Raw genomic sequence first — 23697 nt, forward strand, 5'->3', positions numbered from 1 at the left:
CGCTTTCATTGGCGGTTTTTTATTTCATCTTTTTTTAATTTTATTTGGATTAAGTCTAATTAAGCTTTATGTTTGTCATGTTAATATCAGGACAACTATGAAATTTCTATATAGCGCGATTTTAATGACGTTTTTTACGGGCGGAATTTGTGCTGCACAAACAAAACATGCTAGCGACACCGCGAATAACAAGCTCATCGACGAAGTTGTCGTAACCGGCCAATTCAAACCCCAATCAATCCAAAATTCAGTTTATAAAGTCAGAACCATCTCGAGAGAAGCTATCGAAAACCGTTCTGCATCTAACTTATTAACCGTATTAAATACGGAATTGGGCGTTTCGTTTGCGAATGACCTGACCCTAGGCGAGACAAATATTGAGTTAATGGGTATGAGCGGAAGGAGCGTCAAAATATTGATTGATGGGATTCCTGTTTTTGACCGAGACGCAACTCGGCAAAGCCTAAGTCAAATTGATATTAACAGTATTGAACGGATTGAAATTATCGAAGGCCCAGTTTCAGTTATGTATGGAACGGACGCATTAGCAGGTGTCGTTAACATCATCACCAAAAGTTCAACCTATAATGAATCATTCTCCGTCAGGGCAAGAATCTTAGAAGAAACTGTCGGAAACGAATACAGCCCTTTCGCCAATGAAGGCGTTCACAATGAATATGTCGGAGTAGATTGGAGCAATCAAAATTGGAGCGTGGGCGGATCTGCTAGCAGAAATAATTTTGGCGGATGGAAAGGGAGCAATACAGGGAGAGCATTGGCTTGGCAGCCCAAAGACCAATGGCTTCTAAGCGGAAATGCAGGATATCGAACAGCTAAACAGAAAACTACCTACCGTTTTGACTATGTCAATGAAGATATTTATACGCCGGGAAATTATACAGAAGTCAATAATTTCATCGATAAGCATTACTTAACCAATCGTCATAACCATTCATTAAACACGGATTGGAGCTTGAATGAAAAATTATCGATTAATGGCGCGCTGTCTTATCAAGATTACTCAAGAAAGACAACAACAGAAACAACAGATTTAGAAACTGGAGAAGTAAGTTTGACCGTGGGAGATGGATTGCAAGATCTAGCTAAATTCAACGCCTTATTTTTTAGATCAACCGCGCAATACAAGTTAAACAACTATGTGAATACGCAAGTTGGACTTGAACTTCAAAACGAAAACACTTCTGGCGACCGTATAAACGGATCGCCCACAATAACTAATTTCGCCGCGTTTTTAAGTTCGGAAATAAAACCACTTTCATGGGCAATCATTCGTCCCGGATTGCGCTTCCTGCATAATTCTGTTTACGACGCGCCCCCAGTCATTCCATCGTTAAATACTAAGTTCAAATTGAACGAGCAATTTGACCTGCGTCTTTCCTATGCAAGAGGATTTCGCTCTCCAGCCTTGCGCGAGCTGTACTTTGAATTTGTCGACGCCAATCATACCATTTACGGAAATGAAAATCTGAAAGCAGAACATTCAGATAGTTTCAATGGATATTTATCATATTTAAATACATTCGAATCCAATAATAACCTTTCGATAAGTCTTGGGGGATTTTATAATCGATATGATAACTTTATCGACTATGCCATAGACCCGAACAACCCAGCGATTACGACTTACGTCAATATCAATAACTTCAAAACTACCGGGGTAACGCTTGAAAACAAATGGAATTACAAAAATTTACAAGCTGGATTAGGCTTTTCTTACATCGGTCGATACAATGATGAAAGTGAAATTTCTGATGCCGCAAATGAGTTTTCTTGGACGCCCGAAATCAATAGCACCTTGCTTTACTCCTTTCCAAAATATGGTGCAAATATAAATCTATACTATAAATTTTATGGAAAAAGACCAGGATTTGAACTTGTTGAAGATGAGATCAGAGCTACAGCAATCGAGTCATTCAGCAACGCTGATATTACAATCAATAAGAAAATTAAATCCAACATTACGATTAGTGCTGGTGTCAGAAATATATTCAATACGATCAACATAAATAGCACTGCTACCACCTCTACGGATGCTCATGCAACTTCCATATCTTCCATCCCGATGAGCTATGGCAGATCATTCTTTTTAGGATTAAATTATCAACTCAATACTTACACGAAATAATTAGTAAAAACATGAAAACAAACAATTTATTATCAACTTTTTTTATTGCCACGACAATCTGTCTAGCCTCTTGCGGAAGGGATGAAACTCCTATTCCAGAAATCATTCCATCCGATGGCACAAAATTAACTTTAGATGGCGGAGCCGGAGCTTCAGACGCCGAAAATGCAGTTTTTGTTGATTTAAGTACAGATAAGCAAAGCAGTGTGAAACGCGTATCTTGGAATTTGGGATTTTACAACGGTTCTAACTTTAGAGTGATCCAAAACTCAATGACTGGAGCTGCCGCAGCAGTCACCACGTCTTCGGACATCAATGCTGTCAATACGACAAACTTTGACATTTCTGTTCTTTCGTCAGGTACTGTTCCTGAGAAACTAGCCCTGTACGACAATCCCGATGGTGATGTAACCAAAACGGTAATCAGTGAAATCAACGCTACAGAAGCTAATAACAAAGTCTATGTAATCAATACAGTGTTTGCTGGCGCAGCGACTGAAGCGAATATCTGGAAGGTAAGAGTTTTAAAAAGTGGCACTACTGGATACACGCTTCAATATGCTAAAATCAACGAAACAACTTTTAAAACTGCAACTATCAACAAGGACGGAAATAACAATTTCCAGTACTTCTCGTTTGAAACGGGAAATGTAACTGTTGAACCTGCAAAAACTGATTGGGATTTCGTTTGGTCTAAAGCGATGTACACGACTTTGATGGGAACCACGACGATTCCTTACATTTTCAGCGATTTAGTTTTTACCAATCATTTAGCAAATGTATCATCTGTTCAAGTCATCTTTAAGAACACAGATGGCACTAGCAACGGAAATCCGACCTACGACGAATTTGAAGAAAGTAATTTAGCGGCGCTATCGTTATCTGCTGCACGAAATGTAATCGGTTCAAACTGGAGAGCAACAACAGGAACTCCTTCAGGAGCTTTTACTGACCGTTTTTATGTCATCAAAGATGCTTCTGGCAATGTATACAAACTTAAATTTTTAGCTATGGGTGCTGGCTCAGATGGCGGAACTCGTGGCTATCCACAATTAGAATATAAACTAGTTAAACGAGGATAAAATATGAAAACCATCAAAAATATCATAGGTATTATGGTCTGCCTAGGCATGATTGCATTGACCAACTCTTGCAATCAATCTGCTAAAAAGACAGAAGATGCAACGCTAGATTCTGCGAGAATTGTTTCGATTAATGGGACGATAACTGAAATTTTAGCGGATTTAGGATTAGAAGAAAAGATTGTGGGAGTTGATGTCGCAAGCACATATCCGGCTTCCATTCAAACCAAACCAAAAATCGGACACAATAAAAATATTTCAGCCGAAGGTGTACTGGCTTTGAATCCAACCTTAATTATCGGAACTAAAGCCGATTTAAAACCGGAAACGCTGGAACAATTTAAACAAGCGGGTATTCAAGTGCTTTTATTCGAACAGGCCTATTCGGTTGAAGGAACTAAAAACTTAATCAAATCGGTATCGGATAGCGTCGGCTTGCCATCAAAAGGAGATTCCATTCTTGTATCGTTAAATTCCCAATTGGAGAAAGTTGCTTCGTATGCGAGCCAAACTCCAAAGCCTAAGGTGTTGTTTATCTATGCCAGAGGGACAGGAACGATGATGGTCGGTGGAACGGGAACTCAGGTCGACGCGATGATTTCATTAGCCGGAGGCGAAAATGTCGCAAAGGATATACAAGACTACAAACCTTTGACAGCTGAAGCTTTAGTAGCTTACAATCCTGACGTACTGTTGCTATTTGACAGCGGTCTTTCAAGTTTAGGCAATGCCGAAGGTCTTTTAGAGGTTCAAGGGGTTAAGGAAACAAATGCTGGCAAGAATAAAAAGATCGTGCAGATGGATGGGCAATTCCTGACCGGTTTTAGCCCTCGCTTAGCTCAAGCAATTGAAGAGTTGCACAAAAAAATACATTAATTTCAATTAGTGAAAAAATACATCCGAATTATAGGTTTACTTCTCGTACTATTGGCCATAGCATGCGTCTGTTCCATCTGCATCGGTGCGGTAAAAATCCCGGTTGATTCGTTGTTTTCAATCGTACTAAATAATTTTGGAATAGAAAGTGAAAAGCTCTTCACAGCACAACAGCAGGCTGTTTTCAGCAGCCTGCGTTTGCCGAGAATGCTGTTGGGGGTTTTAGTAGGCGCGACGATTAGCATCGCAGGAGCTTCTATTCAAGGACTGTTTCGAAATCCTTTGGCAGAGCCAAGTTTGATCGGCATTTCTTCGGGAGCTTCTTTATTTGCAGTTCTGATGATCGTGCTGGAAGCACGGTTTTTTCAATCCATCACCGCTATATTTGGTTATTACGCCTTAGCGATTGCTGCATTCGTTGGCGCTGTGCTAACCACATTTATCGTCTATAGATTTTCAGTAAAAAATGGAAGAACAGATGTCACTTCATTGCTGTTGATAGGCATTGCCATCAATGCATTGGTTGGCGCATTTACGGGACTTCTGACCTACATCGCTTCGGACGAGCAACTAAGAAACATCACTTTTTGGAGTTTGGGGAGCCTGGGCGGAGCGAATTGGAAAACGGTTTCCGCTCTGCTCCCATTTTCTATCATCAGCATTGTCGGCCTGTTGCTTTTTGGCAAAACATTAAATGCCATTTCTCTAGGAGAATCACAAGCTGAACATTTAGGCTTCTCTTTACATAAAAGCAAGAAATTAATTATCCTTTTTGCAGCGATCGGAGTTGGCGCTGCAGTTGCGGTTTCAGGAATCATCAGTTTTATAGGTTTGGTCGTTCCTCATATTTTAAGGATGTCAGTTACCGGAAATAATCGCTTTGTGCTACCCGCATCAGCGATTTTAGGCGCATGTATTTTGGTCGCCGCAGATTTAATTGCACGTACCATAGTTGCTCCGACTGAATTACCCATCGGAATTCTGACCGCTATCATTGGCGTCCCGGTCTTTTTATACATTATTTTTAAAGAGAGAAAAAGGAGGATATCCGGATGATACAGGTGAGCAAATTATCCTATATCGTCGGTAAAAGACATATTTTGAAAAATGTAGATTTCGAAGCGCATGCTGGTGAATTGCTTGCCATCATCGGCCCTAATGGTGCTGGTAAAAGTACGCTTCTGAAGATACTTTGCAAAGAATTTAAAAGTTCTTCTGGCGAGGTCCTAATCAAAAACAAAGATTTAAATTCCTATTCATTAAAAGAGCTTGCCAAATTTAGAGCTGTACTTGCACAGAGCAATTTGTTGAGCATTAATTTCACGATCGAAGAATTGATTATGATGGGACGATACCCTCATTTTAAAGACAATCCTTCAGAAAACGATCTAAAAATCGTGAACCAGGTGATCGATGATATGGGGATTGAACATTTGAAAAATAGAAGTTATTTTACATTATCTGGAGGAGAACAACAGCGCGTCCAATTAGCAAGGATTCTAGCGCAAATCTATGACGGCAAAGAATCCATTTTATTTTTAGACGAACCAATAAATGGTTTGGATTTACTGTATCAACAGCTTATTTTAGAACAAGCAAAACAATTAGCTAAAATGGGCTTTTGTGTAGTCTGTATATTGCATGACATTAACTTTGCTTCAAAATATGCGGATAAAATCCTTATTTTGAAAGACGGCGAAAAAATTGGATATGGCACGCCAAAAGAAACAATTACCGTAGAAAATATACGAAACACCTATAACACAAACGTTAAACTAATAGAAGATAGCGATGTTGACTATCCATTTATTGTACCCATTTCAACAACATAATTTTATACTATGGAAACTACTTTAAAAGAAAATTACGATACGTTCAAACTTGAGAACCCTAAAGTCCGTATTCGTGACGCAGCGAAAACTTTGGGCGTTAGCGAAGCAGAACTAGTCGCTACAAACCCGGATAACATTCTTTTGAATTCAGATATTGAAGGAATGTTGAAACAAATAAAGGATTTCGGTTATGTTATGGCATTGACGAGAAATGAAGATGCTGTCCATGAGCGCAAAGGAACCTATACGAAAGCAACGTTCAATGCACATGTTGGGCTTGTGGTCAACCCGGACATTGATTTGCGCTTATTTATGTACAATTGGAAATATGCATTTGCCGTAAACGAAAACAACCGCAAAAGCATTCAGTTCTTTGACACGCGCGGCGAAGCTATCCATAAGATTTATTTAACCGAAAAAAGCGACGAACAAGCTTACCAACTTTTCATCGATCAATTCAAAGCAGATCCAGCGATCGAACTTTCCATCGATTCGAATCCGAAGGCAGTTGTAGAAGAAACTCCAGATAACGAAATCGATGTGGAAAGTTTCCAGAAAGAATGGTTAGGCTTGACGGATACACATAATTTCTTTGGTATTTTGAAAAAACACGCAGTTTCGCGTCGCCAATCCATGCGACTTGCGCCAGCAAATCATGCCATTCAGATTCCAGTGGCCGACGTTGAAAAATTGCTAAATACAATCTCTGATTCAGATGCTGAGATCATGATTTTTATCGGAAACAAAAACATGATTCAAATCCATACGGGAAAAGCAAAAAAGATTGTTAGAACTGGACCGTGGATAAATATTCTGGATGAAGAATTTAATATGCACTTGCGTGATGAAGCCATCGAAAGTTTGTGGATTGTTAAAAAACCTACCGACCTTGGATTGGTGCACAGCGTTGAAGCCTATGACAAAGAAGGAAATCTGATAGTGCAATTTTTCGGGAAACGCAAACCAAATATTCCGGAGAGGGAAGATTGGCGAGGCATTATTCAAACTTTAGAAAACTAACATGAAATTCGTTCAGTATATCTTAATCGTTGTTTGTTCGTTGAACATTGCTCTCGCTCAGGAAGCGTACAGCATTTTTGATAAAGATGGAAATAAAAAGACCTTTAAAGATTTAGTAAAATCAACGGATCAGAAATCGCATATTTTCTTCGGTGAATTGCACGATAATGCCGTTGCTCACGCATTGCAATTGCAATTGACAGAACAGCTATTTAAACAGCATCAAAAGAATTTGTTGATTGGGATGGAAATGTTTGAGTCCGATACACAATTGATTATTGATGAATATTTTTCTGGTAGAATCAATCAAAAGAGTTTTGAATCGGAGGCGCGTATTTGGTCAAATTATGCAACAGATTACAAACCGATTTTGGAATTCGCAAAGGCAAACGGATTAACTTTGGTGGCAACAAATATTCCGAGAAGATACGCCAATGCGGTGTATCATCAAGGCATTCAAATTTTAGAAAATGTTTCTGACGAAGGAAAAAAATATTTTCCGAAACTTCCGATTGCTGTCGACACAACCTTATCTTCTTATAAGGAAATGAAGAACATGATCCCTGGACACAATGGTGATAACATGGTTGCTTCGCAAGCTGTAAAAGATGCGACAATGGCCGAACGAATCTATACATATTCACAACCAAATTCCATTTTTCTGCATTTAAATGGTGCATACCATACAAATAAATGGGAAGGAATTATCTCCTACTTAAAGCCCAAAATTGCTGATGATAAAATTTTTGTTATTACAACAGTTGAACAATCTGATTTAGAAAACCTTTCGTCCGAAAATAAAGGCTTAGCAGATTATATTATCTGTGTTCCTGAAAAGGTCAAATAGCCTAAGCAAAAAAAATCCTCCAAGAAAAACTTGGAGGATTTTAAGAAATTAATAGGTATTGATTTCTATTTAATCGTTGAGATCTTACCGTACATTTCTGCTAAGGCAAATTGATCTAACAGCCATTTTGTTTCTTTCTTATTTTCTCCGGTCCAATCCTTATTGAATAGGCCATTTTTTTCTCTCATATTGTCCCATGCATAATCCAGATTGGCTTTGAATCCATCAACATAAGTTTTGTTTTTATCGACCTCATATAATTCTACAAACCCGCGCATCATAACTGCGATAAACCAGTTGTCGCTTGTCTTTAACAGTTTGATTGTTTTACCTGTCGATGGTTGCTTGTAATCATGGAAGAAATAATCGAACGAACCTTTTGCGACATTTTGCGCATCGGTTAAATACTGCTTTTGCTTAGTGATTTTATACAAAAGTGCACCCGCTTGAATCATCTGTCCGGAATTGTAAGGATATTTTCTTTTGTCGACTTTTCCATTCAGATTGATGTTATCAAAATATAAATGATCAGAAGTATCCAACAAGTTTTTCTGCGTCCAAGTATATAAGTCAGTTGCTAATTTCAGATAAGCTTTATCTTTCGTCGCTTCATACAATTTTGCCAGATACACGATAGCTGGAGCATTTGAACAGGTATTTTTAGATTCCTTACGCTGTTCGCACCAATAAATTCCACCGCCTAATTTATCGTCCATTCCACTTTCTACAAACTTCCAGATTTCAATCGCTTTATCTAAATATTGCTTGTCTTTTGTCAATAAATAAAGGTCGGTATAATCAATTCCTAACCATACATTGTCATCATAAAAACGATCAGATTCAGGAGCGGAATTAACATAAGATGCATATCCTGCCGGAATGCGTTTGTCGTAATAAGCCTGTAAACCGGTCAATACCGTTTCATCAATTTCCTTTTTCACTTGGCTATTTTTGGAAGATCCGTAAATCGCAACCTGTGCCGAAAAGGATCCTGAATATGGCCATAAATAAGAATAAGGATTAGACTTTTTAGAATTTTCGCCACCTCCTAGATATCCAGCTACATAATCATCTTTAAAAGGATATTGCTCTCTCAACAATTTGCTATCAGCAATAGAAAAATATTTGTAGATCGAATCAATAGTTGAAGAAGCTCGCTGTAGATTCTTATTCGTTTGCGCCTGCACCTGCGAAAGGGTTGCAATCAATACACAGAGAATGGTTAGGTAGTTTTTCATCTTTTTTTAATTAAAATACCTGGATTTTTTGAAAAAACCCAGGTAATAAAGTAAAATAATAGTTTTGTTACGTTTGTTTAGAAATTTGAGAAACGAACTAATCCTTCGAATAACATCGCTGCACTAGTCTGCGAAGTCAATTGCGTATTTCCTACAGGAACAGTTCCCCAAGATGAGCCGAATAATAACACGTTGTTATCATTGCCTCTTGTCCATGCTACTTTACCATTATTGATCAAGAAATTCTCAAATTTATTCTTGTACAATGGATTGATTTCTTCAAGCGATAAATAATCTACGAAGTACCGAATGAAGATTCCCTTAAACAATGCACCATCGCCATTTCCTTCATCTCTTAACACATTGTTGCTGGCATCAATACATTTTGTAATGGTATAGTTAGCGATTTTTTGAGCATCATTTAAATAGATTACATCGCCTGTAATTCGGTACAATTCAACAGCAGTTCCTAAAAATGTCCCTTGGTTGTAGGTCAATGCAACTCGATTCAGCACATCTGTTCTTCCGTCGATATTGTCGAAAACAGCGCCCGTCGCTTGATCATATAACGTATTTTTCTGCCAATTATAAATTTTTAGCGTCCAATCTAAATATTTTTGATCTTTCGTCAGTTGGTATAAACGAGCCGCCAAAATGCTTGCTGGGCCATTTGAACATGCATTTTTACTATACAGTTGATCTTTTTTCCAAGCCAATCCCCCACCAGCAAACTCCTCGTTCCATGCCTTAATAATATCTTCCCACAGCACATTAACTGCAGTCATGTATTTTTCTTCTTTGGTGATTTCATACATTCTTAAAAAAGTCAATGCATTCCATTCCATATCGTCATAAAACTCGTTGTAGTAATTTCCGCCATTTTTGACTTTAATTCCTTCGAACCAAGGTGTGAAATACGCGCTATATTTTGCGTCATTTGTTCTTATGTAGGCATCAATAACCGCATCCATTGCATGCGCATTAGGCCAATATTGAAATCCTAAATCAGACTCATTGCTGCCGTAATTAAAGTAACCGCTGGAATTCCAAAACTCCTCGATAAGTTTGTCGCTCGTTTTATCAGCAATGCTTTCCCATGATTCTGATATGGAATCATCGTACATGTATTCGTCTTCGATTTTGTCACAGGAATAAAACCCTGTGATCAAAATCGCAAAAATCAGTAATTTTCTCATACTAGTTCCTTTTCTTTAAATCTAGTTAACCTGTACAGTATGTGTGTATTCTTTATCCCCTTGAAGAATGATCGAAATCGTCGTTGATTTTCTATCAACTGCGTCAATAAACTTCCATTTATCATCCCATTGGGTTACGTTAGCTAACACTTTAATGTAGTAATAGGATGGATCAGAACTTGCATTGGGTGGATTATCAGAAGCTACTTTGGTTCCAAATTGTCCAACAGAAGTTACATTGTTTTCAATCTTTTCGAACTGGAATTTGTACCGTTGATCTCTTCCCCAGCTTTCTTGTCTGAAAGTGACTACGCCTGTTCCTTTGAACACTCCTTTGCCTGCGTAAGGAAGGTCGAACAACACTTTGTTTTCTGGAGAAAACCACAATCCCACTTTAGTAATTTCGCTCGATGAAATCGTAGCAACATTAAAATCTAGGTTAATTTTGTACACCCCAGTTTTAGTGACTCGAATGCCATTCTCTTCAGTACCTTCTTTCAATTTCACTTGATCATCCGTATAGAAAAATCTTGGTGTTCCCGACTTACGGTCAATAAACGAATAATCTTTGCCTGCCTCTAATTTTGTATAGATTTCAAACTCGCCTGGAGATGTTTGCTTGAATGGTAAACTCGCCGCTTGATCTGTTCCCGTTTCAGAACCTTCTCCAGTAATGTATAGTTCATTCGGAACCTCTGCAAAACCTTCCAAACTAGTGATGTTTAATTTACGAACTTCTTTGCTCACAACTTGGTTTAATCCTCGAGATGCCACAACCGTCCAAATGACATCGCCCGATTCGCCAGGGTTTACACCTGAAATGGTAGCAATTGTGTTCAGTGTTTTGTGTGTTATCGTCGCATTGGACAAATATCCATTGTTATTTGATGTGATTTTGTAAATCGGTTTAGAAAAATCGCCACCTACTTTGTCAAAAACCAATTCGTACAATGCTGCTCCACTATCTTGCGTTTTAGCTGGTTCCCATTCGAAAAATAACGAAGCTGAACTCGCACTCACTAATTTAACGGCTGCATTTTCTGTTGGCGAATAAAGGGCTGTAACTGCTGTAACTTCAGCATCACTGTAGTTCATGTTGTCTGTCTTGCAAGAATAGAGCAACACAAAGGCAAGTGAACAAATAACAATATTGAATAACTTTTTCATAATTTCTATATTTTATAAATTAATTAGCGTAACCAGGATTATTAGGTAATAAGTTTTTGTTGATATCCATCTGAGATCGTGGAACCGACCACAGATAATCTCTATTTTCATCAAATCTTCTTGTATCCAAACGGATATAGGCAGTATTTCCATTCGCGAATTTCGCACCGTTCACTTCACTGTTCAAGTAAGTAGATCCTGCTTTCCAACGTATGATATCGTAATAGCGCAAACCTTCTAGTGCTAGTTCACTTCTTCTTTCATTTCTGATAAGTGTCCTTAGTTGATCTTGCGATGCTGTTGATGGATAATTTAATGCATTTGCATTCGTAAATCCTGCACGCTGACGCAATGCGCGAACGGTGAGATCCCAATCTTCATTGGATAATTTAGCCAATTCGTTCTTCGCTTCAGCATACATTAACAAGATATCTGCATATCGGAACATAATAATATTGAGCCCAGTTTGATACTCTTGAGTTGCCGTGACGTCATAATATTTTTTAACGTAATAACCAGTGGAAGTTGAATTTGCGCTTGGTCCAACATATAAATCCATGCGTTCTGTTTGGTTACTTCCAGTTCCCGGTCTAATGTAAATAGTTGAAGTGTTACCTCCAAAATTTTGCCATTGCCCGCCGTGAAAAACAACCGTCGCCGCCAATCTAGGATCTCTGTTTACGTAAGGATTGTTATCGTTATAACTTGCATCATTCGCAATTGCCAATCCGTTTAGCGTAATGTAATTATCAACTAAACTTTGAAGAGGCGCGTATGCATTTAATCGAGCTCCGGCTGATAGAGGCGCAGCATCGTATAACTTACCCCACATTTTCAACGAAGGCACATAACCATAATCTAAAATTACTTCTTGATTATATTCATTCGCTGCGGCAAATAATCCTGCATAAGTACCGAATAGATTATACGCACCATAGGTTCCTTGCTCATTTATTAGATTTTCAGTATGCTCAACAACTTTATTCCAATTGCTCTCATACAAATAGGCTCTCGCTTGAAATGCTTCCGCTGCTCCTTTTGTAATCCGTCCATTTTCTGTTGCTGGTCTGCCATTGCGGCTAGGCAATAGTGTTGAAATCTCATTCAACTCGGTATGAATAAAATCCAATATGGTTGCTTTTGGAGTCCGGCTAACCGTATAGCTTTCCTCTAAAGTGATATCCTTTGTAAAGAATGGAACATCGCCGTAAAAATTGACCAAACGGAAGTAGATAAATGCGCGTATAAAACGGATTTCAGCAATCCTGCTTTCTTTAACTGCTGGATCCATTTCTGGAACTCTATCCACATTCGCAAGGTAAACATGACATGTTTTCAATCCTTCGTAGGCTTGTTTCCATTCATCTGCAAAACGTCCTAAAGATGGATCAGCTATACCATTTCGAATGGCGCGCTGGTCTGTGTTTGATCTTCCCTCATAAATGTTATCGCTTAAAGCTTCATCATTCCACATCTTATCTGCAGAATACATTTGGTTATAAGCCATGTTAACGATCAATTCTGAATTTTCGAACGACTGCCAAAATGTTTCATCGGTAAATCGATCGGTGGGGATGGGGTCTAACGTATTACAGCTTAAGATACTAGTCGCTGTAAAAATTAGAAATAAGTAGAAATATTTATACTGTGTCATACTTAAATTTTATTAAAATTGAATATCAAGCCCAAAACCGTAATACTTTAATGTTGGATAATTTCTAGCGCTATTTGCTGACCCTCCCATATTGCTGTCGAATTCGGAAGATTCTGGGTCTATCCAAGAATTTAGGCTTAATGTGAATAAGTTTTGCGCATTAACAAATGCACGAACTTTTTGCAAGCCAATCTTGTTAACCATTCCTGTAGGCAAACTGTATCCTAATTGGATGTTTTTTAGTCTTGCATATTTACCATCGAAAAGAAATACATCAGAATCTTTTTGATAGTTGTTTGTTGTTGAAGCGGATCCTGCGGCAGTTAATCGAGGATAACGCGCTCCGACATTGGTTGGTGTCCAATAATCTAATTGATGCTGATAAATTGCAAAGGAATAGTTTTCATGAAATGGCTCAATTAATTCTCCACGAACCATCATATCACGTTTTCCAACACCTTGCCAGAACATGCTAAAATCAAAACCTTTGTAAGCTACATCATAGGTAAATCCAAACGTATATCTTGGGAATCCGTTTCCTAAAACGTAACGATCTCTAGAATCAATAATGCCGTCTTCATTTCTATCCACATATTTTACGTCACCTGGTCTCAAATCTGTCGAAGTCAAACCTACTGGAAGCGCTGCTGTTTCCAGCTCTTGCATATTTTGGAAATATCCATCAGTTCTATAGCCATAGTACGATTTGAAAGGCAAACCAGCGCGCGTGATTTTCGTAATGTTATCCGCAGTTGAAATTTCTTCTCTGCCATTAAAATTTAGCACCTTATTATGGGAATCACCAATATTTCCAGAAAAATTATGATTAAACTCTCCGGTTTTTAAGCGATACGACAAAACAAGTTCCCAACCTTGATTTTGCATTTCGCCAATATTCATGTCACTTAATGTAGTTCCGAAAACTAATGGAGTAACTGGTACTAACAAAATATCAACAGTTTTTTTATTGAAGTAATCAAAGCTAGCTGTTAGGCTATTGTTTAAAAATGTAGCATCAAAACCTATGTTAAAATTATAAGTACTTTCCCAGCGCAAAGATGGGTCGCCATACCTAAAGCCTGCTCCAGAAGTTCCCGAATTATTAAATCCATAAATATTTGTTATAGATTCATAAGTTGTTAAATACTGGTAGTCATCAATTTCCTGATTACCCAGTATACCATAAGATCCACGAATCTTGAAATCACCTACATTCTCTTTGTAAACACTTAGGAAATCCTCTTCCGAAACTCTCCATCCTAATGATACCGATGGGAAGAATCCCCAGCGATAACCTTGTGCGAAACGAGAGGAACCATCGTAGCGAAAACTTGCTTCTCCAAAATATTTATCTGCATACGAATAGCCTACTCGACCAAACAACGAAGTAATGCTTTTCTCTAATGTCCTCTGAGGTGTAATTGAACTTCCGTTCACATCCACTTCCGTCCCCGTTGTTGGAGTCCCTAAAATTGGATCGGTAAATCTAAGCTTAAGTTCATTTTGTGTGCGAGTAAAAGATTCATTTGTTCCGCCAAACAAACCACTAACGGTATGTTTACCAAACGTCTTGTTATAATCTAATAGTAGCTGATAATTTAGCAGATAAGCCTTCTCATTAAAATCTTCAGAGCCGCGAGTTGAATTAACGAAAACCAGAGGTTTTAGTGCATCCGCATTTGCGTACAAAGGCACTTGGATTCTGCGGATAAAACGGTGGTCTGCACGAATATCGGCGCCGAATACTCCTTTCAACTTTAAGCCATCCATTAGTTTGGCTTCCAAACCCAAATTAACATTAAAATAGTCATTATCGCCTTTTTGATAACCGCCTTCACGCAATTCAGCCAAAGGATTTTGATCGGTTAAAGCATTATTGACTAAATACTTACCGTTATCAGCTTGCATGCCATAATAGTAGTATGAAGGAATTCTTGACGAGTTAATAATGGCATTTGCCGCTGTCGTTGATCTTGAATTATTGCGCGAATAAGCCAATATTGAATTCAACTTAAATATGCCAAACTCCGAACTGATATTGGATCTTAAATTGTAGCGTTGAACACCAAAATTATCACCGACAAAATTACTCTCTTGTCCATAAAAACCACCCGAAAATAAATAAGTTGTGCTTTCACTTCCTCCAGCTATAGTTATGTTGTGATTTTGCTGAAGAGCACTCTGCAAGATTTCATCGTAATTCCAACGTTCAATAGACTGGTTGTCGTACAAATCTTGAATTTCACTAGGCGTAAACTGTGGGTTCTGCCCAATATTTGTTAAAGCTAAATTCTTTAATGTTGCATTCTGATATCCTGCTACTGGTCTGTATAATATTGTAGGATCTTGAAGACCAACTTGAGAATTAACCGAAACTCTAGGTTTTTGGTTTTTTTGTCCTCTTTTAGTCGTAACAAGAAGTACTCCATTTGCAGATCTTGAACCATAAATCGCTGCAGTACCCGCATCTTTTAATACAGAAACGCTTTCTATATCAGCAGGATTTAGCTTATTCAAGCTTTCGTTTTCTGAAACAAGGCCATCAATAACAATCAATGGTCCATTGTAATTCATAGTAGAAATACCGCGGATATTGATATTCATGGTATTGGCATTTGGATCCATGCTGCGTTGCTGGATATTCAAACTTGGTGAAGCTCCCTGCAAAGCTTGTGTCACGTTTCCGACAGGGCGATTCTCGATCGCTTTGGAACTGATTTGATCCACAGCACCTACGACAGAACGGCGTGTTGTTGTTCCGTAACCAATGACGATAACTTCATCCAATTCTTCCGAACTAGATTGTAAAGTAAATGTGGGTGACGCGCTAGTAATAGGAAATTCAGCCGTCTGATAACCGACATAGCTGATTTCTAAGACATCACCAAGGTTAGCATTGATTGTAAATGCACCATCGACTCCCGAAACAATGACGGTCGTTGATGATTTGAGTTTAATTGTTGCTCCGACAATGGGATTTCCAGCATCATCCGTAATCTTTCCACGGATAGCTGTTTGCAAGCGATCCGAATTTAGGTTGAACTTCCCTAAAGGCGAAACCGGTTTAGCAAAAATTGCTGAACTAGGAAACAATAGTACGCAACTAAGTAAAAAAAAGTTATTCTTTCTTAACATACGAAAACAAGGTTTATTTTTGGGTAATCCGATTTTACTATTAAAATAGCTAAATCGAATTATTAGGTTCAAATATATATTTAAATTCTTGAAGAAAAAAAATATAATTTTAAAAATATTAATTTAATGATAACGAATTATTAAAAATATACTAAAAACATGGCTAAAATAAAAGTCTTAAAATTATATTTTATTAATTAAAATTCAACTTATTACAAATAATTTTAAGTTCCGATAATCTAACATTGGGTCAAAAAAGTAGGGTATGTGTTCTTCGAAAAAATAAAAATCCCCCAATTTTCATTGGAGGATTTGATAAAAAGAAACTTTCGTATTGCTGAGTAATTAATACCCTGGATTTTGTTTTAAATTAGGATTAATTGACAATTGATTTAGAGGAATTGCATACAACTCTCTGTTTGGATCGTTGGTTGGTACATGATCCCACCATGCCGCTGTAGTAAATTTACCAAAGCGGATCAAATCTGTTCTACGCTTACCTTCAAAAATAAATTCACGTCCGCGCTCTGCTAATAATTCATCTAAAGTTAAAGTCGATGTGTTATATTGTGCCGCAGGCCAATCTGCTGCAGAAAACGAACGCTTCCTTGAATCATTGATTAAAGTCACTGCTTCAGCATTTGCGCTACCGCCATTTTTTCTCATAATAGCTTCCGCTTTATTGAAATAAATTTCTGTCAATCGGTAAATAATATAATCGTTTTCTTGATAATTCGCATCATCAAGAGTTCCAGATTTATACTTGTTGAAACGTGCTCCAGAATTTTCTTCTCCTTCTGCCATGCTACCTTCAGAAGTTAAATCACCTTCCGATTCACGTCTGATGCTATTGACATATACAAATGGTTTTCCATCATATTCTTCCGTCCCTAAAACTGGTGTTGTCGTTCCAAATTTATATTGAGGACCGAATAAAAACCAATCTTTTTTCCGAAGGTCATTTTCTGCATAGGCATCGAATGCCGTAGGGATCACAACAAATGCATTCCAGCCACCGTATCCAACTTTTAAAACATCCTTAATATTATCATAGCCCATGTAAAAGCCACCCCAATCGAAAGTAAAGCCAGCTTTTCTGCTGAATTGAAACTGAAATAATGACTCTGGGTTTGCAGAATTCGTATTGCTATACAAGGAGTTAATATCAGGAGATAAGGATGGAGCACCACCTATTCCGCCGGCTTCTCCAGAAATAATTTTATCTGATGCAGCTATACATTCATCCCACATCGCCGTACCAACCCATTTTTCTGCATTTAAATACAGTTCTGCAAGCATAGCGTATCCAGCCGCTTGTGAAATCTGTCCAATATTAGCAGAAGTTGTTAAAGGTAGCGTTGGAACATTCTCTTCCAACTCAGTCTTCACAAAATCGAAAACTTCTGCCCGAGACTTTGTCTCTGGATTAACTGGATCCGCAACTGCTGTTGCGATAGGAACATTCCCCCATAAATCCATTATCTTCAAGTAATGAAATGCTCTCAGGACTTTTAACTGATTGACTACTTCTGTTCTTTCCTCTTCAGTCATTCCAATCTCTTCAACATTCAATGCTGAAATATCAGCAATTGCATTATTGACATATCCAACACCAGTCCACATTAAAGACCATCCACCCCTCATACGAGATTCGTTACTTGTCCAGGTGTGGTAATGTTGTCTAAAATGATCTCCCCCATCATAACCATGGCGACCCTTTTGAGGCCAAGCAATTTGGTCAGAACTCAATTCAGAATGGTAATAATGACCGTTGTTTCCTGTAGGAGCTAACCATGCCTGCATATGCGTAAAGGGGCGCAAAGCAGCTTGGTTGACTTCTAATTTATTTTTGTAAAAATTTTCACTTTTTATCTGACTATAAATTGATTCATCTAGATTCGTACAACTAGCTGAGACAATCAATAGAACACAAATTGATGTAAGAAATGATAATATATTTAATTTTTTCATGATAGTTTTTTTAGAATCCAATATTTAAACCTACAGACCATGATTGAGTGCGCGGATAAAATCCACGTCCATCAATTCCTGAATCGAATCCTGTATCCTGTAACTCTGGATCTAAGCCTGAATAACTAGTAAATGTTGCTATATTTCTCGCCGTTAAGAATACATACATGTTGCGTACATAATTCGTTTTTAAATTAAAATTGTATCCTAACGTAATGTTGTCCAATTTCACAAACGATCCATTTTCTAAATAGTAATCAGAGAATTGAGGATCATCATTAATGCCAGCATTAGAAGTAAAAGCACTTTCGAATACATTATTAGGCAACCATTTTTGATTCCCAAAAAACATATCTGCAGTATTTAAGATATCATATTTAAATTTACCGCGTAAGAATACCGTTAAATCAAAACCTTTGTAAGAGAATCTATTCGATAAAGAAGCTTGGAATTTAGGAACCCCATTTCCGATATAGGTTAAATCGTTTTCATTGATTTCACCAGCGTAAGCTGTAGATCCATCAGCTTTGAAAAACAACCATTTTCCTTCATCATCGAATCCAGCAAAGCGTTTACCGTAAAACGAGCCCACTTCTCCGCCTTCTTCTAAACGAATCGCGTTACCTAAATTACCTGGAGAAGGCAATCCGCCAAATTCTAAGAAATCACTTCTAAAGCGATCATTGGACATGGTTACCAATTTGTTTTTTTGATAATTACCCGTAAAATCTACATTCCATTGGAAATGCTCTTTTCTAATTGGGATACCTGATAATTGAAGTTCAACACCTCTATTATCAACTTCACCAACATTAAACCAAATATTTGAAGCTACGTATGCTGGTTGCTGAGCAACATAATTATATAAGATATCCGTTGTTTTGCGAATATAAAAATCCAACGCACCGGTCAATCTGTTATTGAATAACCCGAAATCCACACCAAGGTTTGTTTCAGCTTTTTGTTCCCATTTTAAATCTGGGTTAGGATTAGTTGAAGGTCCATAAGTTTGGTAATAAACACCATTCTGAGGATAAACACCACCAGTTCCTAATAAGATTAACGATTGGTAATTAGAAAAACCATCTTCACCATTATTTACCCCTTGATTTCCTGTTACACCATAACCTGCTCTTAACCTTAAGTTGTTAACGATGTTTTTGTTTGTAAAAAACTCTTCGTTAGTTATTGTCCAACCTGCTGAAATTGCTGGGAAATTACCCCATTTATTATTTGTACCGAAACGAGTTGAGCCTTCTCTTCTCATAATAGCACTAATGAAATAGCGGTCGTCGTAATTATAGTTTACACGTCCAAAGAAAGCAATTAGTTTATTGTCTTCTTTGAAAGAGTTCATTCCTGGTCTTGGTAACTGGTCATTCGTTAATGCTGTTCCAGCTCCCATATTCCAATCCAAAAACGCATCATTTGTAAATCCATTATTGGACATATCAAATGATTCCAATGCATTGTATTGGTAACTATAGCCTAATAATCCAGTTAAATTATGCTTTTCATTGAATGTTTTGTTATAATCAATTGTCGTTTCAAATGTTTGAGACCAAGTTAAATGATTGCCTTTGTAAGCATAAGCCATTCCTTGATAATCCGAATTTGGTCTTTGGTCCCAATCGTTGATTGATCTGTATTGGCGGTCATTGTACTGATTTCTTAAGTACGATCCGAAAGCTGAAATGCTCAACGGTTCGATGATCTGCAATTTTAAACGTGCATCCCCTGAAAATGTAGATTGATCTCTCTCTTCAATTCTGTTTTCCAATCGAGCTAATGGATTAAAATTATTATATCCTTGAGTTTCTAAAAATGTTCCATCAGGATTGTAAATAGCTGCAGTCGGGTTGCGTTGAATAGCTTGTTCAAAATACTCCGTTTTTCCACCTAGTAAATTGGCTTTGTTAAAGTTTGCCGCAATATTTGTTGCAAACGTCAAGCGATCTTGCAATCCAGTTTGCGTAAAGTTTAACCGTCCACCAAATTGCTCTCTGCCATTTTGCTTAGCTATACCTTGTGCATCTTCATAATTTATCGAAGCTCTGTATGTTGAATTTTCTCCACCACCACTCGCTGAGAAATTATGGAAATGAGAGAAATTATCTTTATTGATTAGTTCATCATACAAATCTGTTGAAGCTCCCAAATCTAAATCCGGCTTGTTCTGGCCCTCGACAACATAGCTTCTGAATTGATCAGCAGAAAGCATAGTCGGTCTTCTGTCTACAAACTCGCGCTGTCCATAAGTTTGATAATCAAATTGAGATACTCCAGCTTTACCTTTTTTAGTCGTAATCAAGATAACACCTCCGTTACCGCGAGTACCATAGATCGCAGCCGCAGAACCATCTTTCAGCACATCAAACGATTCGATGTCTCCTTGCTTGATTAAATCCAGACTCCCTCCGGGGATACCATCGATAACGATTAAAGGAGAGTTGCCACCAGAAAGAGAAGCCATACCGCGAAGCTGAATGCTTGTTCCAGAATTTGGATTGCTTCCTTGAGTTCTTGTTACATTTAAACCGGCAACTTTACCCTGGATCAAATCCATCGGGCTACGCATTCCTCCCTGATTAAAATCTTTTTCTTTTACAGAAGCAACTGCTGAAGTTACTTCGCTTCTTCTTTGCGAACCGTATCCCATTACAACGACTTCGTCTATAGCTTCTTGTGAACTTACTAAAGAGATATCAACGGTGCTTGCAGTTACTGGAATTTCTCTCGTCGTGTATCCAATATAATTGACGACAAGTACGTCACCTGTTTTTGCTTGAATTGTAAATGCTCCCAACACATCAGTCTGGGTACTGACATCGGAATCTTTCACTTGGATTGTCGCACCGACAATAAATCCGCCAGTTGACGAATCGGTAACTTTACCAGTAACTGTTTCTTGTTTTGCTTGTTGTGAGCTTGTTGGTTTTCCTTCGAGAAAATTGCTTTTTGCGAAAACTTGATTACCTGAAAGTAAAAAAGTTGGCAAGACCCAAAAAAGCATGCGCTTGCTCTTCCGGATGCAAAAGTAGTTTTTGATCATATACGTATTAGTTTAGTTTTAGTCGTTTTAAGTTTGTAAAAGATTAATGCTAAATCGTTTTATTAACAGTTTATAGTAGTCGATAAATATGCAATCTCCTGAATTCTCAATCTCGAAGTTATTAAAATATATTTCGGTATTTTATAATTCTTAAGATTTTATTTTCAAAATATTTTGTTAAATATTCGTTAAAAATGTAAATTTTATACTACAAAAAAAGAGCTTTCATTTCTGAAAGCTCTTTTAACTATTCGTTAAATTACTGAAAACTAAATGTTTCCCTTCTGCAATTCGCTCACGGCATAATCAACAGTTCGGGCCGCAAAAGCCATGTAAGTTAGTGAAGGATTTTGTGTAGATGTCGATGTCATCGCCGCTCCGTCTGTAACAAAAACATTTTTACAAGCATGCATTTGATTCCATTTATTGAGGACAGAAGTCTTCGGATCCAATCCCATTCGCACGCCGCCCATTTCATGAATATCTAGTCCTGGAGCCTGTGAACTTTCATTTCTGCTAATGTTCGTAAATCCAGCTTCGGTGAACATCTCTTCCATGGTGTCCAAATAGTCTTTTTTCATTTTGGCATCATTGTCATCATAGTCAACAGAAATCTTCAATTGAGGAATTCCCCATTCATCCTTCTTGCTTTGATCCAAGGCGACAGAATTACTCTCCTTTGGAATTGTTTCGCCCATCATGTGTGAACCTACGCCCCAGTTCTGTAATTTTGGGTTCAACAAAGATTCTTTTAAATCAGTTCCTAAACCTGACTGATCAGAATTTGAACTTCTCCAAGCGCTAAAGCCTGCGGCATAACCTCTTAAATAATCCGTTTCTTGTTTATGCAGATTTCGAAAACGAGGGATATAACCACCTCCGGCAGGATTTCTGCCATCCGTTTTGTAATCTTTATACCCTTCATATTCTCCATAAATTCGCGCACTGTAATTATGAAATGCGACATATTTTCCTAGCGTTTCGCTGTCATTTCCAAGTCCATTAGGAAAACGGGACGATTTGGAGTTTAGCAAAATCAGGTTTGTATTCAGCGCAGCTGCATTCACAAAAATAATTTTTGCATAAAAATCAATCTCCTCTTTCGTATTCCGGTCAATAACCCGAACTCCTACAGCTTTGCCTTTTTGTTCGTCATATAAAACGGAATGAACAACAGAATCAGGCCGCAAAGTCATGTTTCCAGTTTTCGCTGCCCATGGCAATGTAGAAGCATTGGAACTAAAATACCCTCCAAATGGACAGCCACGTTGGCATAAAGTACGGTTTTGGCACTGTACGCGCCCCTGATCCAAGTGAATTTGGTTTGGTTTTGATAAATGCGCGCAACGAGCTGAAATCACTTTTCGGCTTGGATATTTGGTTTCCATCTTTTGCTTGAAATATTTCTCAACAATATTTAATGGATAACCTGGCAAGAATTCGCCATCTGGCAATTCCGGAAGTCCGTCTTTGTCTCCAGCAATACCTGCAAACCGTTCGACATAATCATACCATGGCTTTAAATCCGCATAACGAATTGGCCAATCTACCGCAAAATTGTCTCTTGCTGGACCATCAAAATCAAAGTCAGACCAGCGTTGTGTTTGCCGAGCCCATAGCAATGATTTTCCTCCAACCTGATATCCTCTGATCCAATCAAATGGTTTCTCCTGAACATATGGATGTTCTGTATCCTTCACAAAGAAATGCGCCGCATCTTCGTGAAATGCATAACAGCGATTGACGATTGGGTTTTCTTGCTGAATTTTATAGGGCATTTCATTGCGATGCTCAAATTGCCAAGGATACAAATTCGTCGTCGGGTAATCTTTGATGTGCTGCACATCACGGCCACGTTCGAGTACTAAGGTTTTTAAGCCCTTCTCGCAAAGTTCCTTTGCTGCCCAGCCGCCACTGATGCCTGACCCAACAACAATGGCATCATATGTTCTATTTTTTTCAGAATCAATATTTAAATTCGCCATTGTTTATGCTTCAATTTTTAAAGCCCCATTGTATCTCGCTGGAACCAATTCGTAAATTAATTTATTTTTCATCACATATTCGGAATTTAAATATCCCTGAATCGTACGCTTTTTAACTAAGGATAAGAAAGAATCATCAGCAGGAAGATTTTTCAGGTACTCCTGAATTTCCGATGTCGTTTTTCCCTTCTGAGATTTTGCATTTTTCAAGCCGTCTAAAAATCTCTTCTGATCTTCTGGGCCATGGCAATCATCAACCATTTTCAACACAAACAAATGAAGGTTCAATTCCCTTGCTCCCGGGCTATCCGTTTTCGGTATAATGGCCTCAACAACATTTCCCAACACATCTTCTTCCTCAGCAGACACATCAATATTTGCAAGTTCTATAGAGGCTTTGTTTCTATCCGAACTACAAGAGGAAGCAATCATCATTCCACCAGCTATAATAAAAAGCTGCTGTATTGCGGTTCTTCTATTCATAATTTATTATTAT

General features: G+C 38.0%; 16 protein-coding genes. 7 read left to right on the forward strand and 9 right to left on the reverse strand.

Annotation, left to right across the window (positions count from 1 at the left end; translation table 11 throughout):
- The first annotated feature begins 97 nt into the window (after positions 1 to 97).
- From C4F49_RS00745 to C4F49_RS00775, 7 genes are read left to right on the forward strand one after another with little or no spacing between them, the layout of a single operon-like run.
- Positions 98 to 2146, forward strand: coding sequence for a TonB-dependent receptor plug domain-containing protein (locus C4F49_RS00745; protein ID WP_196933920.1), 2049 nt, complete (start codon positions 98 to 100; stop codon positions 2144 to 2146).
- Between the two features lie 11 nt (positions 2147 to 2157).
- Complete coding sequence (locus C4F49_RS00750) at positions 2158 to 3228, forward strand: HmuY family protein (protein WP_196933921.1); 1071 nt, start codon at positions 2158 to 2160, stop codon at positions 3226 to 3228.
- 3 nt (positions 3229 to 3231) lie between these two features.
- Positions 3232 to 4104, forward strand: coding sequence for a heme/hemin ABC transporter substrate-binding protein (locus C4F49_RS00755; protein ID WP_231388160.1), 873 nt, complete (start codon positions 3232 to 3234; stop codon positions 4102 to 4104).
- A gap of 9 nt (positions 4105 to 4113) precedes the next feature.
- Positions 4114 to 5160: a FecCD family ABC transporter permease gene (locus C4F49_RS00760; RefSeq protein ID WP_231388161.1), complete on the forward strand. Its 1047-nt coding sequence runs from the start codon at positions 4114 to 4116 to the stop codon at positions 5158 to 5160.
- A gap of 44 nt (positions 5161 to 5204) precedes the next feature.
- A complete protein-coding gene (locus tag C4F49_RS00765; RefSeq protein ID WP_231388162.1) occupies positions 5205 to 5936 on the forward strand; it encodes a heme ABC transporter ATP-binding protein in 732 nt (243 codons plus the stop codon).
- 9 nt (positions 5937 to 5945) lie between these two features.
- The gene (locus C4F49_RS00770; RefSeq protein WP_196933923.1) at positions 5946 to 6956 is read left to right on the forward strand and encodes a hemin-degrading factor; all 1011 of its coding nucleotides are present in this window, start codon (positions 5946 to 5948) and stop codon (positions 6954 to 6956) included.
- Between the two features lies 1 nt (position 6957).
- Positions 6958 to 7803 carry a ChaN family lipoprotein gene (locus C4F49_RS00775; RefSeq protein WP_196933924.1) on the forward strand — a complete coding sequence of 282 codons (846 nt, stop codon included), beginning with the start codon at positions 6958 to 6960 and terminating at the stop codon, positions 7801 to 7803.
- Positions 7804 to 7868: 65 nt separating this feature from the next.
- Here C4F49_RS00775 and C4F49_RS00780 read toward each other — a convergent pair whose 3' ends face one another.
- The 9 genes from C4F49_RS00780 to C4F49_RS00820 all read right to left on the reverse strand — a co-directional run bounded on the left by C4F49_RS00780 (position 7869) and on the right by C4F49_RS00820 (position 23684).
- The gene (locus tag C4F49_RS00780) at positions 7869 to 9041 is read right to left on the reverse strand and encodes a glycoside hydrolase family 76 protein (protein WP_196933925.1); all 1173 of its coding nucleotides are present in this window, start codon (positions 9039 to 9041) and stop codon (positions 7869 to 7871) included.
- 77 nt (positions 9042 to 9118) lie between these two features.
- On the reverse strand, positions 9119 to 10237 hold the full coding sequence (locus C4F49_RS00785; RefSeq protein WP_196933926.1) for a glycoside hydrolase family 76 protein: 1119 nt from the start codon (positions 10235 to 10237) through the stop codon (positions 9119 to 9121).
- Between the two features lie 21 nt (positions 10238 to 10258).
- Entirely contained in the window at positions 10259 to 11404 is a 1146-nt protein-coding gene (locus C4F49_RS00790) for a SusE domain-containing protein (RefSeq protein WP_196933927.1), read from the reverse strand.
- A gap of 19 nt (positions 11405 to 11423) precedes the next feature.
- The gene (locus C4F49_RS00795; protein ID WP_196933928.1) at positions 11424 to 13058 is read right to left on the reverse strand and encodes a RagB/SusD family nutrient uptake outer membrane protein; all 1635 of its coding nucleotides are present in this window, start codon (positions 13056 to 13058) and stop codon (positions 11424 to 11426) included.
- Between the two features lie 12 nt (positions 13059 to 13070).
- Positions 13071 to 16193 (reverse strand): SusC/RagA family TonB-linked outer membrane protein, encoded by a 3123-nt coding sequence (locus C4F49_RS00800; protein ID WP_196933929.1) that lies wholly within the window; start codon positions 16191 to 16193, stop codon positions 13071 to 13073.
- 345 nt (positions 16194 to 16538) lie between these two features.
- On the reverse strand, positions 16539 to 18164 hold the full coding sequence (locus C4F49_RS00805) for a RagB/SusD family nutrient uptake outer membrane protein (RefSeq protein ID WP_196933930.1): 1626 nt from the start codon (positions 18162 to 18164) through the stop codon (positions 16539 to 16541).
- A 10-nt stretch (positions 18165 to 18174) separates the two neighbouring features.
- Positions 18175 to 21216 carry a SusC/RagA family TonB-linked outer membrane protein gene (locus C4F49_RS00810; protein WP_196933931.1) on the reverse strand — a complete coding sequence of 1014 codons (3042 nt, stop codon included), beginning with the start codon at positions 21214 to 21216 and terminating at the stop codon, positions 18175 to 18177.
- Between the two features lie 269 nt (positions 21217 to 21485).
- Positions 21486 to 23201, reverse strand: a complete 1716-nt coding sequence (locus C4F49_RS00815; RefSeq protein WP_196933932.1) for a GMC oxidoreductase — start codon at positions 23199 to 23201, stop codon at positions 21486 to 21488.
- A 3-nt stretch (positions 23202 to 23204) separates the two neighbouring features.
- Positions 23205 to 23684 (reverse strand): gluconate 2-dehydrogenase subunit 3 family protein, encoded by a 480-nt coding sequence (locus C4F49_RS00820; RefSeq protein ID WP_196933933.1) that lies wholly within the window; start codon positions 23682 to 23684, stop codon positions 23205 to 23207.
- Positions 23685 to 23697 lie beyond the last annotated feature (13 nt).

The organism is Sphingobacterium hungaricum, from assembly GCF_015210005.1.
GTDB classification, from domain to species: Bacteria; Bacteroidota; Bacteroidia; order Sphingobacteriales; family Sphingobacteriaceae; genus Sphingobacterium; species Sphingobacterium hungaricum.

Bases quoted from the DNA above. Each gene is read 5' to 3' on its own strand.
- C4F49_RS00750 (WP_196933921.1), top strand. From the start codon at position 2,158: ATGAAAACAAACAATTTATTATCAACTTTTTTTATTGCCACGACAATC.
- C4F49_RS00755 (WP_231388160.1), top strand. From the start codon at position 3,232: ATGAAAACCATCAAAAATATCATAGGTATTATGGTCTGCCTAGGCATG.
- C4F49_RS00810 (WP_196933931.1), bottom strand. From the start codon at position 21,216: ATGATCAAAAACTACTTTTGCATCCGGAAGAGCAAGCGCATGCTTTTT.
- C4F49_RS00795 (WP_196933928.1), bottom strand. From the start codon at position 13,058: ATGACACAGTATAAATATTTCTACTTATTTCTAATTTTTACAGCGACT.
- C4F49_RS00780 (WP_196933925.1), bottom strand. From the start codon at position 9,041: ATGAAAAACTACCTAACCATTCTCTGTGTATTGATTGCAACCCTTTCG.
- C4F49_RS00820 (WP_196933933.1), bottom strand. From the start codon at position 23,684: ATGAATAGAAGAACCGCAATACAGCAGCTTTTTATTATAGCTGGTGGA.
- C4F49_RS00800 (WP_196933929.1), bottom strand. From the start codon at position 16,193: ATGTTAAGAAAGAATAACTTTTTTTTACTTAGTTGCGTACTATTGTTT.
- C4F49_RS00815 (WP_196933932.1), bottom strand. From the start codon at position 23,201: ATGGCGAATTTAAATATTGATTCTGAAAAAAATAGAACATATGATGCC.
- C4F49_RS00805 (WP_196933930.1), bottom strand. From the start codon at position 18,164: ATGAAAAAATTAAATATATTATCATTTCTTACATCAATTTGTGTTCTA.
- C4F49_RS00745 (WP_196933920.1), top strand. From the start codon at position 98: ATGAAATTTCTATATAGCGCGATTTTAATGACGTTTTTTACGGGCGGA.
- C4F49_RS00775 (WP_196933924.1), top strand. From the start codon at position 6,958: ATGAAATTCGTTCAGTATATCTTAATCGTTGTTTGTTCGTTGAACATT.
- C4F49_RS00785 (WP_196933926.1), bottom strand. From the start codon at position 10,237: ATGAGAAAATTACTGATTTTTGCGATTTTGATCACAGGGTTTTATTCC.
- C4F49_RS00770 (WP_196933923.1), top strand. From the start codon at position 5,946: ATGGAAACTACTTTAAAAGAAAATTACGATACGTTCAAACTTGAGAAC.
- C4F49_RS00790 (WP_196933927.1), bottom strand. From the start codon at position 11,404: ATGAAAAAGTTATTCAATATTGTTATTTGTTCACTTGCCTTTGTGTTG.